This window comes from Shewanella sp. MF08487 (genome assembly GCF_050848685.1).
Taxonomy (GTDB): domain Bacteria; phylum Pseudomonadota; class Gammaproteobacteria; order Enterobacterales; family Shewanellaceae; genus Shewanella; species Shewanella glacialipiscicola.
In genome coordinates this window covers 1-16,042 of record NZ_JBOZPB010000029.1, presented here as the reverse complement: position 1 = coordinate 16,042, position 16,042 = coordinate 1, and the positions used below count along the sequence as shown (strand labels likewise).

The window sequence follows — 16,042 nt, the reverse complement described above, 5'->3', positions numbered from 1 at the left end:
TATGATCAAATAGTCACATAAAGAGCGTACTCTAGATAAGGTATTGTTCATCATTTTATGCTCTATATCAGTGGACTTATTATCCATTGATGGGTAATCAACCAGAACTAAGTAAAGCTCATAAGATAAAGCCGCTTACTCGGACACAATTTAATGTTATTACAATCATCGCTCATTAAACTGTGTTCTGGGTTACTTAGGGATTTTTAGCTTAACTTACGTTAGAATAGCCTTACTTTTCGGCCATTTTTATTGTAAATGAGCAAATTTATTATCCAAGTGAACGGGCCTGCTTATGGCACGTCAGCGAGCATCAATGCTTTACGTTTTACTCAAGCTGCCCTTGCATCTGGGCATCAGGTTATCTGTGTTTTTTTCTATCAAGATGGCGTATATAACTCTACCGATTTAAGCTTACCCGCCTCCGACGAAAACGATGTGATCAGTGACTGGAAACAGCTCGCGCAATCTAATCAAGTACCGTTAGTTAATTGTGTTTCCGCTGCGTTACGCCGTGGGATTGTCGGTGAGCAAGATGCTCACGATAATGGTTTGAGTCATTGGAATGTGGGCAAATCATTTATTATGGGTGGTTTAGGTGAGCTTGTCACTGGCATTGAATCGACCGATCGTTTGATCAGTTTTTAACTCTCAGGGTTGCTATGAAAAAATTGTGTATTCTATTTCGCTGTTCGCCACACGGTACTGTTCGTGGCCGCGAAGGTTTAGATCTCGCCCTGCTGAGCGCCAGCTTTGAGCAAGAAGTGAGTTTAGTATTTGTCGATGAAGGTGTGCTGCATTTGATTAAAGATCAACAGCCAGAGCTTATCGGCGCTAAAGATTACATCTCCACCTTTAAAGCACTGCCGCTGTACGATATCGAGTCGGTATTGGTGTGTAAACAATCGTTAACTGATTACGGCTTAAGCCATGGTTTATTGTCCATTCCTGTCACTATCGTCAACGATGAAACCATAGCAGCACACTTAAATTCAGTGGATGAGGTCTTAGTATTCTGATGATATTACACCATATTCAAACATCACCCAGCCGCGATAGTGCGCTAAAACTGTGTTTACGCTATGCATGCAAAGAAGATAGCATTCTATTATCGAGCGATGGTGTTAACGCACTGTTACTACGCCAATGGACCATGGCCTTATCGCCTTTCAAGCTCATGGTATTAAGAAACGATGTGATTGCTCGCGGTTTAACTGAGCGTTTCAAAAATGTCATTCTTATCGATTACAACGAGTTTGTGTCCCAATCATTACGACATAATAAGGTGATAACGTGGTAAATTCGTTACTCTTTAATGGTGTTGAAATCGACCGTGACCATCAGGGTTATTTAAAAAATATCGACGATTGGCAGCCTGATATGGCCTTATTATTGGCAGCAGAAGAGCAAATAACGCTGACACCCGCACACTGGGAAGTCATTAACTTTGTTCGCGATTTCTATCTCGAATATAAAACTAGCCCTGCCATTCGCGTATTAGTCAAAGCCATTGGTCAAACCTTAGGGCCAGACAAAGGCAATTCAAAATACTTATATACCTTGTTCCCTATTGGCCCAGCAAAACAGGCAACCAAAATTGCAGGCCTGCCAAAACCGGCAAAATGTATTTAAGCCTCAGAGTTAAATGATATCAACATAAGTGCAAACAAAGGCATGTCATCTAAGGGAGCATGCCTTTGTTTTTATTGGTGCACAAAATAGACTTAACTGATATTTTCTAATACAACCCAGAAGGCTTTGCCTATGGTCGCCAACATCACAGCAAAAAACACAGCAATGACTGCAGTATAGGAAAGCCAACGGAAATAGCGCTGGCCTTTATCCATGGTGTTATTTTGTGACCCGTTAGCCTATTTGAGTCAACCCGCCCATATAAGGACGTAATACTTCAGGAACGGTAATACTGCCATCGGCATTTTGATAGTTTTCTAAAATAGCCACTAAAGTACGGCCTACTGCTAAACCAGAACCATTTAAGGTATGCAGCAGCGCGGGTTTATTGTCTGCTTTCACGCGATAGCGCGCCTGCATACGACGCGCTTGGAAATCCTTCATATTTGAGCAAGAAGAAATTTCGCGGTAAGTATCTTGTGCTGGAAGCCACACTTCGATGTCGTAGGTTTTACTTGAGCCAAAGCCCATATCGCCAGTACATAAAATCACAGTACGGTATGGCAGACCTAAACGTTGCAATACAGTTTCAGCATGACCTGTTAGCGCTTCGAGCGCTGCCATTGAATCTTCAGGCTTAACGATTTGCACCATTTCAACTTTATCGAATTGGTGTTGACGGATCAGACCACGGGTATCTTTGCCGTATGAGCCCGCTTCACTACGAAAACAAGCCGTTTGCGCGGTTAATTTAATCGGCAGGTCGTCTTCGTCAACAATGGTATCGCGCACGAGGTTGGTTAATGGCACTTCCGCAGTTGGGATAAGGCTCAAGCCTTGGCCTTCTTCAGTTGCAGGTTTAGTGTGGAATAAATCTTCACCAAACTTAGGCAGTTGGCCTGTGCCCAGTAAGCTTGCCTCGTTAACCAGTAACGGTACATAAGCTTCGGTATAACCGTGCTCTGTGGTGTGCAAGTCCAACATGAACTGACCAATGGCGCGGTTTAAGCGGGCTACTTGGCCTTTCATCACGATGAAGCGTGAGCCAGTGATTTTCACTGCATTTTTAAAATCTAAACCGTTTAAGCCTTCGCCTAAATCGATATGATCTTTAATTGGGAAATCAAACGTGCGTGGCGTGCCCCAGCGGCGAACTTCAACGTTCTGTGTTTCATCGGCACCGATTGGCGCGGATTCATCTGGCAGGTTTGGCATCGACATGGCAATGGCATTCACTTCTTCGAGCACGGCGGCCAGTTCAATCTTTTTGGCATCCAGCTGTGAACCTAAATCGCCCACTTGCGCCATGATCGCGTCAACATCTTCACCACGACCTTTAGCTTGGCCAACGGATTTAGAGATGGCGTTACGCGACGCTTGTAACTCTTCGGTCGTCACTTGCAGTGACTTACGTTTTTCTTCTAGTTGAGTGAGATGAGCGATATCTAAAATAAAGCCACGGGTGGCCAGTCGCTCAGCGGTAACGTCTAATTCGTTGCGTAAAAATTTAGGATCTAACATGTGATATATTCTTAATAGTTAAATGCGAGAAAAAACCAGTTGTTGACCTAAATACACCATGAATAAACATAGACTTAGATTCAACACCACATTCAAAGTCGCCTTCAGCCAATCCCCTTCTTGCAGCAGCAATAAGGTTTCATTAGAGAAAGTCGAAAACGTTGTCAAAGCACCCAACAGGCCAATACCAATCAGCGCTTTGAGTTCTGGGCTGATATGACTCATTTGCCCCAGTGCGTAAATTACGCCCATTAAAAATGAACCGAGGACATTAACCAACAGTGTACCAAAAGGAAAACTGCTGCCAAATACTTGGATCATGAATATTGAAATAAGATAGCGAAAAACAGCCCCAATTGAACCACCTAGCGCCACAAGTAAGAGATTATTCATATCTTTTGTGCTCGCTGGCTTGATCTAACAGAGCTAATTGCGCCAACTTATCTTTGATTCGCTTCTCGAACCCTCGCTCAGTCGGAAAATAAAACTGCGCTGTTTGCAGGGATTCGGGAAAATAATTTTCACCACTGGCATAGGCATTGGCTTCATCGTGGGCATATCGATACCCTGCTCCCATGCCAATGTCTTTCATTAACTGAGTCGGTGCATTACGTAAATGGTGCGGCACTTCGACTTGCCCAGTATCGCGAGCTAACTCACGCGCGGCCTTAAATGCGGTATAGACAGCGTTACTCTTAGGCGCGCTGGCAAGATAAACAATGGCTTGTGCTATCGCTCGCTCACCTTCGGCTGGTCCAACACGGTGAAAACAATCCCAAGCATTAAGCGCTATGGTCATTGCCGCAGGATCGGCATTGCCGACATCTTCAGAGGCAATCGCCAGTAAGCGCCTTGCGACGTACAGCGGATCGCCGCCGCCCTCTAATATTCGACAAAACCAGTACAGCGCCGCATCGGGTGCTGAACCGCGAATTGATTTATGGACGGCGGAGATTAAATCGTAAAACTGATCGCCGTTCTTATCGAATCCGGCAACTTGGTGCCCGGCCACCTGAATCAACATTTCAGTGGTAAAAGTGCCGCCATCGGCGAGCATATCGCTCATCAACTCGATAAGGTTTAACGCTTTACGGGCATCACCATCACAAAGTTGCGCCAGTGTGGTGAGCACATCCGTCGGCATCACAAATTGGCGTTGCCCTAAGCCGCGTTCGGTATCGCTTAAGGCTTGGGTCACTATATGGGCAATCTCATCATGGCTTAAGCGCTTGATAAGATAAACCCGTGCCCGCGAGAGCAGCGCATTGTTGATTTCAAAGGATGGGTTTTCAGTGGTCGCGCCGATAAAAATCACCGTGCCATCTTCAATAAACGGCAAAAAAGCATCTTGCTGGCTCTTATTGAATCGGTGGACTTCATCGACAAACAATAAGGTGCGTTGACCACGCGACTGCGCCACGGCTTTCGCTTGCTCAATCGCCGCGCGAATGTCTTTGACGCCAGAGGTGACAGCAGAGATGCGTTCAACGTGAGCATTAGAATAATGTGCAATTAATTCGGCTAGAGTCGTTTTACCTGTGCCCGGCGGCCCCCACAACATCATGGAATGGGCGCGTCCCGCTTCCAATGCTTTGCGTAGTGGTTGGCCCTCACCCAGTAAATGGGCTTGACCTATATACTCGGCGATCGTCCTTGGCCGCATACGTGCGGCTAAGGGACGAAAGTCGGGGGCGAAATTAAAGGATAAACTGCTCACGCTATCGCCTAGTGCGCTGTTTTACGACGTTGATCATCAACATCGACGCTGTCAGGTAGCACAAAGCTGAACAGCGCTTTGTCTTTATTTGTAATCGCTTGTTGATTGCTTAAATCAAATTGGCTCAAATTACCTTTGTCATCGGCAACATTAAAATTGGCTAACTGGGCATTTTTGAAACACACATTGACAGACAAAATGCCCGAATCAATCGCCTTCGGTTTGATTTCATAGCAGTCTTGTTGCTTGGTCACTGAATACTGTGACCAAGTGGCATCGTCACGGTGGACTAACAAGGCGATAGGCGAAGCATTGATTGCCTCGGCAAAATCCATGATGACCACTTCTTCGGCGAAGGGATTGTAGATCCATAAATCTTTACCATCAGCGACAATTTGCGATTCATCTGGCTGAGTTAAGTGCCAATAAAACTGATTAGGATACGCCAAGGCAAAAATACCAGAACCCGTTTGAATGACCTTTTTATTGACGTCAGTGACGGTTTGTTTGAAATCGGCTTTTAGTGAAGCTGTACCAATTAACTTTTCTCTGAGCTGCTGTGCATCATCGGCAAACACTGCCGCGCTAAATAACAAAGGTGAAGCTAGCAACACAGCGCATAATCGTTTTTTCATTTTATTCCTTACCCTGTAAAACTTTTGGGTGTATCAAAGCCACGCCTTAGCGCGGCTTAATAATGTTTTGGTGCCGGCGGCGCTAAGACTTCACGGTTACCGTTGTGGCCTTGAGCCGACACGATACCTTGGGCTTCCATCTGTTCAATAATGCGCGCAGCGCGGTTATAACCAATCTTAAATTTACGCTGTACGCTTGAAATAGAGCCACGGCGAGTTTCAGTCACAAAGGCGACGGCTTCATCGTATAACGGATCATATTCTTCATCAGAATCCGCGGTTTCACCCGGTAATAACACTTGCTCGCCATCAGTGGCACCATTAAGAATTTCATCAATATATTGCGGCTTACCACGGGCGCACCAATCGGCAACGACGCGGTGAACTTCATGATCGTCAACAAAGGCGCCATGCACACGATTCGGTATGGCCGTCCCCGGTGGTAGGAATAACATATCCCCCATACCGAGTAAGGTTTCAGCGCCCTGTTGATCTAAAATGGTGCGCGAATCGATACGCGATGACACTTGGAACGCCATACGTGTCGGAATGTTAGCTTTAATTAAGCCAGTAATCACATCCACTGACGGTCTTTGGGTTGCTAGGATCAAATGTATGCCTGCGGCACGGGCCTTTTGCGCAATACGGGCAATCAACTCTTCTACTTTCTTACCGACAATCATCATCATGTCGGCAAATTCATCGACCACGACAACAATCGATGGCAGCTTATCTAACGCAGGCGCTTCTGGCTCCATACTGTCGGATGACTTCCACATAGGGTCTAAAATCACTTCACCATTGGCTTTCGCTTCGGCAATTTTGGCGTTATAGCCCTTAATGTTACGTACGCCCATCATCGACATCAGCTTGTAGCGGCGTTCCATCTCGCCCACACACCAACGCAGTGCATTGGCGGCCTCTTTCATATCGGTAACCACTTCACAGAGCAAATGCGGAATACCTTCATAGACAGACAATTCCAACATTTTGGGGTCGATCATGATAAAGCGCACATCTTCTGGGCCAGACTTATACAGTAAGCTCGTGATCATCACGTTTACGCCCACAGACTTACCAGAACCCGTCGTACCCGCTACTAATAAATGCGGCATTTTACCCAGGTCAACCACCACAGGATCGCCAGCGATATCTTGGCCTAATACCATGGTTAAATTAGATTTACTCTCGGTAAAGGCCGTGCAATCGAGCACATCGCGCATAAACACGGTTTCGCGGAATTTATTGGGTATTTCGATGCCGACATAAGCCTTGCCCGGAATAACTTCTACTACCCGCACACTTTCAGCCAATAAAGAACGGGCCAAATCCTTCGACAAATTAGAGATTTTTGAAGCTTTAACGCCAGGCGCTAATTCTAATTCAAAGCGCGTGATCACAGGTCCTGGATACACACCCACCACATTGGCAATAATATTAAAATCGGCTAGCTTAACTTCAACAAGACGCGCCACTTGATCCAATTCTTCTGGGCTGATGGGATTCTTTTTACGATCAGGTATATCGAGTAAATTAATACTTGGCAGCGGATCCATTGGTTTTTTCGGCGCAGGTTTATCCGCTTGTCCTGGCAATACAACGATGCCATCAACAATTTTAACCTTTTGCTCTTGCTTATTACGTTGCGCTTGAGTAACTGCACCCGTTGATAATTTAGTATCAAAATCAATAACATCATCGTCATTAAACCCAATACTTTCATCGTCATCTTCAGCCAAGATTTGATGGTTAAACACAGGCTCATTGTCATCATGATCAAATGAATATGAGTTAAAGTCAGCGCTATCTTGCTCAGCTGTCATCTCATGTTGCGGCTCAGCTAACCAAGGTGGCGCTTCAAAATTACCATGGGCGGCCAAATCATTATGATCGATTTGTGGCTCAACCCGTTGCGTATTTTTATTTTTGGCGCCATTAAAACTCAAAATTTTTGCGAGCGCAGACAGCTTGTGTTTTTGCGGCGTATCGTCTTGTGTTTCAGTGATAATGCCCTCATCAGTAGCAGACAATGTAGGCGTTATCTCCGCTCTACGCCCGATATACCGCTCACGCACTTTAGGCGAGTCAACTACAGCAGGTCTTTCAAGCACATATTGGGATTCGCGACGCTGCTTAAACTTATCTACCACCGACATAAAACCACGGGTATCTTCGCTTTCACGCTCACGTTTCATCGCTTGCGGTAATAATTTAAGTTTCTTATAAATCCAAATAGAAATTAAGCCGATTTTCTCGACCACGGTCAGCCAGCTGATCCCCGTCAACAGGGTAAAGCCAGAACCTAAGAAGCACAGCAGCAATAAGGTGGTGCCGAGTTTATTAAAATACGGCAGCATGGCTTGGCCGATCACATCGCCCGCCACTCCGCCTGCCGAAAACTCGTAGATGTTGTTAGCGTTCATACTCGCCAGCGCAGAAAACCCAAGGATGATCAGTAAAAATCCAATCAATCTCAGGGCCACTGAAAAGTAATCAACTTCGAGCAAATGATGGGCGCGTTTGAACAGCAGCCAGCCGGTCGACGCAACAATGATTGGCATGATGTAAGCCGTGACGCCGAAGAAATATAACAGAATATCGGCAATCCAAGCCCCTACTGCTCCGGTCCAGTTTTTAATATCGCCTTGAAAATGCGACTGACTCCAACCGGGATCAGATGGGCTAAAACTCGTTAATGCGAGCAAAATATAAGTGGCGAGAACACAACAAATGATGAGTCCGCCTTCCAGCAGACGTTGCAGCCCTGTGAGCGTGCGTACACTATTTCCTTGAGACAAACGACGTAATCCATAATAAGTGAAAACAGGTGGGCTAACGATACCAGAATCCCACTAAATGTGGAGCATATTAGTCTGTTTTTCTATGTAGAATTAGCCATGATTGGCAAAATTTAACCTATCGGTGTGCTTAAGTGTACTTTTAGGGAGGAAAGAGTTATTACACAAACACTTCCGTTAACAATTCTGATTAAAAATGCCACAGTAATAAGCGGTTAAGCTGGTTAACGATAAGTGGGATCACAAGGTTTAACACAATAGAATTCAAGCGAGATAAGTGGACTAGTTTTAGAAAAAATAAGAGGCCTAAGCCCCTTATGATAAAACCAAATAATCAGGGTAATTAGATATCTGAGAGTAGATGATTTATCGCGACACGACTGGTGTGTTTCACCTCTTCCATGACGACATAGGTACGCGTGTCGGAAACAGAAGGTAACTTCAATAATGTCTCACCTAGCAAACGACGATAGGCTGACATATCTGAAACTCGGGTCTTCAGTAAGTAGTCAAAATCGCCTGACACTAAGTGACATTCTTGAATATCATCTAGCAGCTGTACTGCACGGTTAAACTTATCAAACACTTCGGGAGTATCGCGACTTAACGTGATCTCAACGAATACGAGCAGGGATGCACCCAAGAAATGCGGATTGACCAACGCAGTATAGCCATTGATATAACCTTGTTTTTCGAGTCGCTTCACTCTTTCTAAACACGGAGTTGGACTGAGTCCGACTCTTTTTGATAATTCCACATTTGAAATGCGACCATCAAGTTGTAATTCATTAAGAATGTTTCGATCGATGCGATCCAAGTCTTTTACAGGACTCTTTTTATTATATGCCATTTATTTAACCTTGCTTTATCACTAAAACAACATTTTAATCTGCGTATGACTCAAGTTTAGCAGCATAAACTGCTTCGCTGATACTATACTAGAAATCCCTGAATTAATCACGTTCAGGTCACGATAAAATAACAATTATGCCCATTAAAAGTGGGATTTACAGGAAATTGAGGCTCAACTATGATTATTGGTGTTCCAAAAGAAATTAAAAACCACGAATATCGTGTCGGGATGGTTCCTTCTAGCGTTCGTGAATTAACGGACAAAGATCATGACGTTTTTGTTGAAACCAATGCTGGCCTAGGTATTGGTTTTTCTGATGAAGATTATATCGACGCTGGCGCCACCATTTTAGCCACCGCCGCAGAGATTTTTGCTAAAGCACAAATGATTGTAAAAGTAAAAGAACCTCAAGCTGTTGAACGTGCAATGTTGCGTCACGATCAAATTTTATTTACTTACCTGCATCTGGCTCCAGATTTACCACAAACAGAAGACTTAATAAGAAGTGGTGCTGTGTGTATTGCTTACGAAACCGTGACCGATAACCACGGTGGCCTTCCTCTATTGGCCCCAATGTCAGAAGTGGCTGGTCGTATGTCAATCCAAGCGGGGGCAATGGCATTAGAGAAATCTTCTGGTGGACGCGGTGTGTTAATGGGCGGTGTACCCGGCGTAGAGCCCGCTAAAGTAGTGATCATTGGTGGCGGTATGGTGGGCACTAATGCAGCTCAAGTCGCCGTCGGTATGGGCGCCGATGTAGTAGTACTCGATCGTAGTATTGATGCACTACGTCGTTTAAATGTACAGTTTGGCTCGGCAGTAAAAACGATTTACTCTACCGCTGATGCGATTGAACAACATGTTATTAAAGCGGATCTTGTTATCGGAGGTGTACTTATACCAGGCGCTGCGGCGCCAAAATTAGTGACACGAAGCATGATCTCCCGTATGAAGCAGGGTAGCGCCATCGTTGATGTGGCAATCGATCAGGGTGGGTGTGTTGAAACTTCACATGCAACCACTCATGAAGATCCAACTTACATTGTTGATGGTGTTGTGCATTATTGTGTCGCAAATATGCCCGGCGCAGTTGCCCGAACTTCGACCTTTGCGCTCAACAATGCAACCCTACCGTTCATTCTTAAGCTCGCTAACTTAGGCTATAAAGAAGCGCTGTTACAGGATAGGCATTTTCTCAATGGCTTAAACGTAATGCACGGTAAAGTGGTGTGTAAGGAAGTGGCTCACGCCCTAAACTTAGCGTTCACATCTCCTGCGACACTATTAGTATAAGCGTTTAATTAACTTAACTTTTTATGTGGATTTAAGCTGGCTTTACTTAGTATGTAATTCAAATCGGTCTCGATACTATTGAGGCCGATTTTTTATTGGGTAGAAATCGGCTCCACTACGATCGCACCATCATATTTATACAAGCTCATCCCGTGCTTCATTTCGTGGTTCACACTTAAACTATTTATTCACAGTAAAGTAAAACTGACACTCTCCATACTAAAACGGATGGGCTCGATTAGTGCAATCTAAAAGAATCACCCTCCAACACTTTACCCCCACAGGTAAATTCCCTACAATCCTTGCAATTTGCTAAAGGCACGGAGATAAAAATGAGCCAGGTCAGACATTGTAACTTATTGATTTTGGGTTCAGGCCCAGCAGGATATACCGCAGCCGTTTATGCTGCGCGTGCGAATTTAAAACCTGTGATGATCACAGGTATGCAACAAGGTGGTCAATTAACCACGACGACTGAAGTTGAAAACTGGCCAGGCGATGCGGACGACTTAACAGGTCCAGCCTTGATGGAACGTATGCAGAAGCATGCTGAAAAGTTCGATACTGAAATCTTGTTCGATCATATCAACGAAGTGACCCTTACCGAGCGCCCTTTCCGTCTGAAAGGCGATAACGGCGAGTACACCTGTGATGCGCTGATCATCGCAACTGGCGCTTCTGCCCGCTACTTAGGATTAGACTCAGAAGAAGCTTTCAAAGGTCGCGGCGTATCAGCCTGTGCAACCTGTGATGGCTTCTTCTATCGCAATCAAAAAGTCGCAGTGATCGGTGGCGGCAACACCGCCGTTGAAGAAGCATTGTATTTAAGCAATATTGCTGCTGAAGTTCACCTCATCCATCGCCGTGACACCTTCCGTTCAGAAAAAATCTTGATCGACCGTCTGATGGACAAAGTCGCCAATGGCAACATAATCCTTCACTTAGATCAAACCATGGATGAAGTGGTTGGTGATGCCATGGGTGTGACAGGTCTGAAGATGAAGAGCACTAAAGATAGCTCGATCACTGACTTAGCCGTTGCTGGTGTGTTCGTCGCTATTGGTCACAGCCCTAATACCGGTATTTTTGAAGGCCAGTTGGAAATGAACCACGGTTATTTAAAAGTTCAGAGTGGCTTGCAAGGTAACGCCACGCAAACCAGTATCGAGGGTGTTTATGCCTGTGGTGATGTGATGGACCAACATTATCGTCAAGCTATTACTTCTGCCGGTACAGGCTGTATGGCCGCACTCGATGCAGAGCGTTATTTAGACGCTAAAAAGTAACTAGACTCGATTTTTCAACGAATAGCAGGCTTAGCCTGCTATTTTTTTAGGTCAAAATCGTTAAGCAATAGCAAAAATTTTTGCGGACTGTGCCAATCAATATTGTTCACGCACGTACATGTCTTTCCTTCACCGATTCTTAATCTTGTACCAGTTAGATGAGCGCTTATAAGTGTTTAGGTTGGGTTAAGCCTAAAATGGCGCACAAAAAAAGGGACCAAATGGTCCCTTCTCTACAGCAACAAACTAATTTCTTAGTTTAATGCTTCTTTTGCTTTTTCAACTAAAGTTGCAAATACAACTTTATCGAATACAGCGATGTCAGCCAAAATCTTACGATCGATTTCGATAGACGCCTTTTTCAGACCGTTGATGAAACGGCTGTAAGACAGACCATTTTGACGAGCGGCAGCATTAATACGTGCAATCCAAAGTTGACGGAATTGACGTTTTTTCTGACGACGGTCACGGTAAGCATATTGACCAGCTTTAGTTACTGCTTGAACAGCAACACGGTAAGTACGGCTACGAGCGCCATAATAACCTTTAGCTAGTTTTAAAACTTTTTTGTGACGAGCACGAGCGGTTACACCACGCTTAACTCTTGGCATTTTCTAATCTCCTAAATTAAGCGTAAGGTAATTGACGCGCGATTGCTGGAACGTCAGCTTTTGATACTAAACATTTGGCACGTAAGTGACGTTTACGTTTAGTGCTTTTTTTCGTCAAAATGTGACGTAAGTGTGCTTGCTTGCGCTTGAAACCATTAGCGGTTTTCTTAAAACGCTTCGCTACACCCTTGTCTGTTTTCATTTTAGGCATTTCTAAAACTCCGCATTGGGATGTTTAATAAAAAGCAAGGCGAGCAAAGGCCATAGACCTTTGCTACTTTAAGTTTTGCCCTACTTATTTCTTTTTAGGCGCTAGCACCATAATTGCTTGTCGGCCTTCCATTTTCGGGAAAGATTCAACAACCGCATACTCGTCCAAATCAGCCTTGATACGGTTCAATAGATCCATACCCAGGTTTTGGTGTGCCATTTCGCGACCTCGGAAACGAAGCGTAATCTTCGCTTTGTCCCCGTCTTCCAGAAAACGTATCAGGTTGCGTAGTTTTACCTGATAGTCGTTTTCGTCAGTTCCAGGACGGAATTTAATTTCCTTGACCTGAACCTGCTTTTGCTTCTTCTTTTGTTCTTTTTGAGCTTTCGCTTTATCAAAAAGGAACTTACCGTAGTCCATAATGCGACATACTGGAGGTTCAGCGTTTGGACTAATTTCTACTAGGTCTGCACCTGCTTCATCGGCCAAATTCTGAGCATCTCTGATGCTTACCACACCAATAGCTTCACCATCAATGCCAGTTAAACGTACTTCTGGTACGCCTGTAATTTCGTCATTGATTCTATTAGGGGCTGGCTGACGCCCTGCTGTTTTTTTGATCTTTATGATCTATTCCTCCAACAATTTGAGACTACGGAGCGAAATCTGTTGATGGATTTTAGTGGCGAAATCTTCAAGTCGCATCTTACCTAAATCTATACCATCACGAGTACGCACCGCGACTTCCTTATTTTCCATTTCTTGATCACCAACGACCAACAAATAAGGGACACGCCTTAAGGTGTGCTCGCGTATTTTAAAGCCTATTTTCTCATTCCTCAAGTCAAAAGACGCTCGAATACCTTGTTCTTTGAAAAATTTTACAACTTCTTCAACATAATCAGCCTGTTTATCGGTGATATTCATCACGACAACTTGCATTGGGGCTAACCAAGTTGGGAAACGTCCTGCATATTCTTCAATCAAGATACCCAAGAATCGCTCCAACGAGCCTAAAATAGCACGGTGGATCATAACTGGGGTTTGACGACTGTTATCTTCGGCAACATAAGTTGCACCAAGACGACTTGGCAACGCATAATCGAGCTGCACAGTACCACATTGCCACGGACGGTCCAAACAATCGTGTAAAGTAAATTCGATTTTGGGTCCGTAGAACGCGCCTTCACCGGGTAAAATAGTGAATTCAATATTATTGGCACGTAGTGCTTGCTTAAGCGCTTCTTCGGCTCTATCCCACATGGCATCGTCACCGATACGTTTTTCTGGGCGAGTAGATAACTTAACCACAATATTATCAAAACCGAACGTCGCGTATGTATCGTAAACCATCTGGATACAGGCACTCACTTCTTCTTGAACTTGATTATCTGTACAGAAAATATGCGCATCGTCTTGTGTGAAGCCACGTACGCGCATTAATCCATGTAACGAACCTGAAGGTTCATTACGATGACAACAACCAAACTCCGCCATACGCAATGGCAAGTCGCGATAAGATTTCAACCCTTGGTTGAAAATCTGTACGTGACCAGGACAGTTCATTGGCTTAATTGCGTATTCGCGGTTTTCACTACTAGTCGTAAACATGGCCTCTGAGTATTTATCCCAGTGACCAGAACGTTCCCACAACACGCGATCCATCATTAATGGACCTTTTACTTCTTGGTAAGTGTATTGATTTAACTTACGGCGAATAAATCTTTCTAATTCTAAAAAGATACTCCAACCGTCGTTATGCCAGAACACCATACCTGGCGCTTCTTCTTGCATGTGATACAAGTCGAGTTGTTTACCAATTTTACGGTGATCACGCTTAGCCGCTTCTTCCAGACGGGTTAAATGTGTGCTCAGCGCCTTTTTATCGGCCCAAGCAGTACCATAGATACGTTGCAGCATTTTATTGTTTGAGTTACCACGCCAATAAGCGCCTGCGATACTCATTAATTTAAAATGTTGGCAAAAACGCATGTTAGGCACGTGCGGTCCACGACACATGTCTATGTATTCTTCGTGATGATACAGCGCAGGCGTAGCGTCTTTGCTGATGTTTTCATCCAGAATAGCAATTTTATAATCTTCGCCGCGCGCCGCGAATGTATCGCGCGCTTCTTGCCAGCTAACCACGTGTTTCACTACGTCATAGTTAGTTTTGGCCAGTTGAAGCATACGCTTTTCTAAGGCTTCGATATCTTCTTGAGTCAATTTGCGCTCAAGGTCGATATCATAATAGAAGCCGTTATCGATAACTGGACCAATCGCCATCTTGGTTTCTGGCCACATTTGCTTAATCGCATGGCCTAATAAATGCGCACAAGAATGGCGAAGAATTTCAACACCTTCTTCGTCTTTGGCGGTAATGATTGACAGTTCAGCATCGGTTTCAATGAGATCACAGGCATCTTTTAATTCGCCATTAACGCGGCCAGCGATACACGCTTTCGCTAAACCAGGGCCAATATCGGCGGCAACATCGAGGGTCGATACAGAATGAGCAAACTCGCGTTTGCTACCATCGGGAAGTGTAATTACAGGCATGAAATATCCTTTCCAGTGGTGACCCACACGTAGGGCCACTTGGGTTAAGTTAATTGAGAAAAATGCTCGCTAGGTTAAAACAGTACAGGAGTCTTAGCCACCTTGCGTAACAGGGCGTTTATTCTAAGGGATCGTAGCTAAAAGGTGCAAGTCTCATGGCTAGAAATGGGATTAAAAGCAAAAAGCGAATTCATGATTTTGCAGTGTCTTGGTAACTTAGTGGTCATCTAACTCCCCTACTCTGGTATCCGTTTATGACACATAACTAAACCATGATAAGGGAGCTTAAATATGTTGAACTGTATTCTACTGGCAGTGGCAATCACGACTACTGCAGGTGTGCTACCTCAACCGCAGGAGTTAAGCGTAAATGAACCCCTGATCGACACGCAAATATTGCTCTTTGATATAACAAGTGATATTGAACAGCAAATGCAGCGTTTAACGCATGATATTATCCAAAGTGCACACGATGGTGTGTTACATAGCAGCGAAATTGAAGGATGGGTGACGGTAAAAGATTAAATGCTAGAAGTATTATTCACTCACTAAACAAAGAATTTAACAAGAAGGTCTATCATGCTGCGTTTTGAGACCGACTTCATCTAAGTCAACTCACTACACTCTGCTATATACTCTAATAGAAAGACTTAAATAGAAAATATTCTAACTAGAACGTACATACAGAGCACTCAGAGCTCACGCAACAAGTAGGTACCATGAGGGAACCAAGCCCGAGAAGTACTGATTGAGCAGAGCGATTCGCTTTATTGGCTATATAGGGAGTGGCGCCATGAAAGTCGAGACTGTAACTAATTTTGTGTAACTGCTTATCAAAAAGTACTCTATAGAGAGTCAAGGATAGGCAGATTACTCATGAACAACAAAGATATTGAAGCTTTTGCTAAAGAAGCAGCTAAAAGCAT

The 16,042-nt window shown here is 44.3% G+C and carries 18 protein-coding genes; 7 read left to right on the top strand and 11 right to left on the bottom strand.

Annotated elements, in window-relative coordinates:
• Nucleotides 1-258 precede the first annotated feature (258 nt).
• From tusD to ACRN9H_RS17030, 4 genes are read left to right on the top strand one after another with little or no spacing between them, the layout of a single operon-like run.
• A complete protein-coding gene (tusD, locus tag ACRN9H_RS17045) occupies nucleotides 259-648 on the top strand; it encodes a sulfurtransferase complex subunit TusD (RefSeq protein ID WP_432315348.1) in 390 nt (129 codons plus the stop codon).
• Nucleotides 649-662: 14 nt separating this feature from the next.
• On the top strand, nucleotides 663-1,019 hold the full coding sequence (gene tusC / locus ACRN9H_RS17040; protein ID WP_432315346.1) for a sulfurtransferase complex subunit TusC: 357 nt from the start codon (nucleotides 663-665) through the stop codon (nucleotides 1,017-1,019).
• Nucleotides 1,019-1,300 (top strand): sulfurtransferase complex subunit TusB, encoded by a 282-nt coding sequence (gene tusB, locus ACRN9H_RS17035; protein WP_432315344.1) that lies wholly within the window; start codon nucleotides 1,019-1,021, stop codon nucleotides 1,298-1,300. The genes tusC and tusB overlap by 1 nt, the downstream gene beginning before the upstream one ends.
• A complete protein-coding gene (locus ACRN9H_RS17030; protein WP_432315343.1) occupies nucleotides 1,294-1,632 on the top strand; it encodes a TusE/DsrC/DsvC family sulfur relay protein in 339 nt (112 codons plus the stop codon). The genes tusB and ACRN9H_RS17030 overlap by 7 nt, the downstream gene beginning before the upstream one ends.
• Nucleotides 1,633-1,724: 92 nt before the next feature.
• On the opposite strand, the gene ACRN9H_RS17025 is transcribed toward ACRN9H_RS17030, so the two are convergent.
• The 7 genes from ACRN9H_RS17025 to lrp form a co-directional block, all read right to left on the bottom strand.
• The gene (locus tag ACRN9H_RS17025) at nucleotides 1,725-1,847 is read right to left on the bottom strand and encodes a hypothetical protein (protein WP_432315342.1); all 123 of its coding nucleotides are present in this window, start codon (nucleotides 1,845-1,847) and stop codon (nucleotides 1,725-1,727) included.
• Nucleotides 1,848-1,866: 19 nt separating this feature from the next.
• The gene (gene serS / locus ACRN9H_RS17020) at nucleotides 1,867-3,153 is read right to left on the bottom strand and encodes a serine--tRNA ligase (protein ID WP_432315341.1); all 1,287 of its coding nucleotides are present in this window, start codon (nucleotides 3,151-3,153) and stop codon (nucleotides 1,867-1,869) included.
• Nucleotides 3,154-3,171: 18 nt separating this feature from the next.
• Nucleotides 3,172-3,546, bottom strand: a complete 375-nt coding sequence (crcB, locus tag ACRN9H_RS17015; protein WP_006081645.1) for a fluoride efflux transporter CrcB — start codon at nucleotides 3,544-3,546, stop codon at nucleotides 3,172-3,174.
• Nucleotides 3,539-4,870 carry a replication-associated recombination protein A gene (locus tag ACRN9H_RS17010; RefSeq protein WP_432315339.1) on the bottom strand — a complete coding sequence of 444 codons (1,332 nt, stop codon included), beginning with the start codon at nucleotides 4,868-4,870 and terminating at the stop codon, nucleotides 3,539-3,541. The genes crcB and ACRN9H_RS17010 overlap by 8 nt, the downstream gene beginning before the upstream one ends.
• Before the next feature lie 8 nt (nucleotides 4,871-4,878).
• Nucleotides 4,879-5,505 carry an outer membrane lipoprotein chaperone LolA gene (gene lolA / locus ACRN9H_RS17005; protein WP_432315337.1) on the bottom strand — a complete coding sequence of 209 codons (627 nt, stop codon included), beginning with the start codon at nucleotides 5,503-5,505 and terminating at the stop codon, nucleotides 4,879-4,881.
• Between the two features lie 56 nt (nucleotides 5,506-5,561).
• On the bottom strand, nucleotides 5,562-8,303 hold the full coding sequence (locus ACRN9H_RS17000) for a DNA translocase FtsK 4TM domain-containing protein (protein ID WP_432315336.1): 2,742 nt from the start codon (nucleotides 8,301-8,303) through the stop codon (nucleotides 5,562-5,564).
• A gap of 343 nt (nucleotides 8,304-8,646) precedes the next feature.
• Complete coding sequence (gene lrp / locus ACRN9H_RS16995) at nucleotides 8,647-9,153, bottom strand: leucine-responsive transcriptional regulator Lrp (protein ID WP_006081649.1); 507 nt, start codon at nucleotides 9,151-9,153, stop codon at nucleotides 8,647-8,649.
• A gap of 180 nt (nucleotides 9,154-9,333) precedes the next feature.
• Between lrp and ald the strand changes: the two genes are divergently transcribed.
• Nucleotides 9,334-10,449 (top strand): alanine dehydrogenase, encoded by a 1,116-nt coding sequence (ald, locus tag ACRN9H_RS16990; RefSeq protein WP_432315334.1) that lies wholly within the window; start codon nucleotides 9,334-9,336, stop codon nucleotides 10,447-10,449.
• A 332-nt stretch (nucleotides 10,450-10,781) separates the two neighbouring features.
• The gene (trxB, locus tag ACRN9H_RS16985; RefSeq protein ID WP_028759937.1) at nucleotides 10,782-11,735 is read left to right on the top strand and encodes a thioredoxin-disulfide reductase; all 954 of its coding nucleotides are present in this window, start codon (nucleotides 10,782-10,784) and stop codon (nucleotides 11,733-11,735) included.
• A gap of 254 nt (nucleotides 11,736-11,989) precedes the next feature.
• On the opposite strand, the gene rplT is transcribed toward trxB, so the two are convergent.
• The 4 genes from rplT to thrS all read right to left on the bottom strand — a co-directional run bounded on the left by rplT (nucleotide 11,990) and on the right by thrS (nucleotide 15,116).
• A complete protein-coding gene (gene rplT / locus ACRN9H_RS16980) occupies nucleotides 11,990-12,346 on the bottom strand; it encodes a 50S ribosomal protein L20 (RefSeq protein WP_006081652.1) in 357 nt (118 codons plus the stop codon).
• A 16-nt stretch (nucleotides 12,347-12,362) separates the two neighbouring features.
• Nucleotides 12,363-12,557: a 50S ribosomal protein L35 gene (gene rpmI, locus ACRN9H_RS16975; RefSeq protein ID WP_006081653.1), complete on the bottom strand. Its 195-nt coding sequence runs from the start codon at nucleotides 12,555-12,557 to the stop codon at nucleotides 12,363-12,365.
• An 84-nt stretch (nucleotides 12,558-12,641) separates the two neighbouring features.
• A complete protein-coding gene (gene infC / locus ACRN9H_RS16970; RefSeq protein WP_076501573.1) occupies nucleotides 12,642-13,184 on the bottom strand; it encodes a translation initiation factor IF-3 in 543 nt (180 codons plus the stop codon).
• A 3-nt stretch (nucleotides 13,185-13,187) separates the two neighbouring features.
• On the bottom strand, nucleotides 13,188-15,116 hold the full coding sequence (gene thrS, locus ACRN9H_RS16965; protein ID WP_432315332.1) for a threonine--tRNA ligase: 1,929 nt from the start codon (nucleotides 15,114-15,116) through the stop codon (nucleotides 13,188-13,190).
• A 291-nt stretch (nucleotides 15,117-15,407) separates the two neighbouring features.
• Here thrS and ACRN9H_RS16960 point away from each other — a divergent pair, with 291 nt between their 5' ends.
• Complete coding sequence (locus ACRN9H_RS16960; protein WP_432315330.1) at nucleotides 15,408-15,641, top strand: hypothetical protein; 234 nt, start codon at nucleotides 15,408-15,410, stop codon at nucleotides 15,639-15,641.
• Nucleotides 15,642-16,042: the final 401 nt, after the last annotated feature.

Bases quoted from the DNA above. Each gene is read 5' to 3' on its own strand.
- ACRN9H_RS16960 (WP_432315330.1), top strand. From the start codon at position 15,408: ATGTTGAACTGTATTCTACTGGCAGTGGCAATCACGACTACTGCAGGT.
- trxB (WP_028759937.1), top strand. From the start codon at position 10,782: ATGAGCCAGGTCAGACATTGTAACTTATTGATTTTGGGTTCAGGCCCA.
- rpmI (WP_006081653.1), bottom strand. From the start codon at position 12,557: ATGCCTAAAATGAAAACAGACAAGGGTGTAGCGAAGCGTTTTAAGAAA.
- lolA (WP_432315337.1), bottom strand. From the start codon at position 5,505: ATGAAAAAACGATTATGCGCTGTGTTGCTAGCTTCACCTTTGTTATTT.
- tusC (WP_432315346.1), top strand. From the start codon at position 663: ATGAAAAAATTGTGTATTCTATTTCGCTGTTCGCCACACGGTACTGTT.
- ald (WP_432315334.1), top strand. From the start codon at position 9,334: ATGATTATTGGTGTTCCAAAAGAAATTAAAAACCACGAATATCGTGTC.
- crcB (WP_006081645.1), bottom strand. From the start codon at position 3,546: ATGAATAATCTCTTACTTGTGGCGCTAGGTGGTTCAATTGGGGCTGTT.
- ACRN9H_RS17025 (WP_432315342.1), bottom strand. From the start codon at position 1,847: ATGGATAAAGGCCAGCGCTATTTCCGTTGGCTTTCCTATACTGCAGTC.
- tusD (WP_432315348.1), top strand. From the start codon at position 259: ATGAGCAAATTTATTATCCAAGTGAACGGGCCTGCTTATGGCACGTCA.
- serS (WP_432315341.1), bottom strand. From the start codon at position 3,153: ATGTTAGATCCTAAATTTTTACGCAACGAATTAGACGTTACCGCTGAG.
- rplT (WP_006081652.1), bottom strand. From the start codon at position 12,346: ATGCCAAGAGTTAAGCGTGGTGTAACCGCTCGTGCTCGTCACAAAAAA.
- lrp (WP_006081649.1), bottom strand. From the start codon at position 9,153: ATGGCATATAATAAAAAGAGTCCTGTAAAAGACTTGGATCGCATCGAT.
- tusB (WP_432315344.1), top strand. From the start codon at position 1,019: ATGATATTACACCATATTCAAACATCACCCAGCCGCGATAGTGCGCTA.
- thrS (WP_432315332.1), bottom strand. From the start codon at position 15,116: ATGCCTGTAATTACACTTCCCGATGGTAGCAAACGCGAGTTTGCTCAT.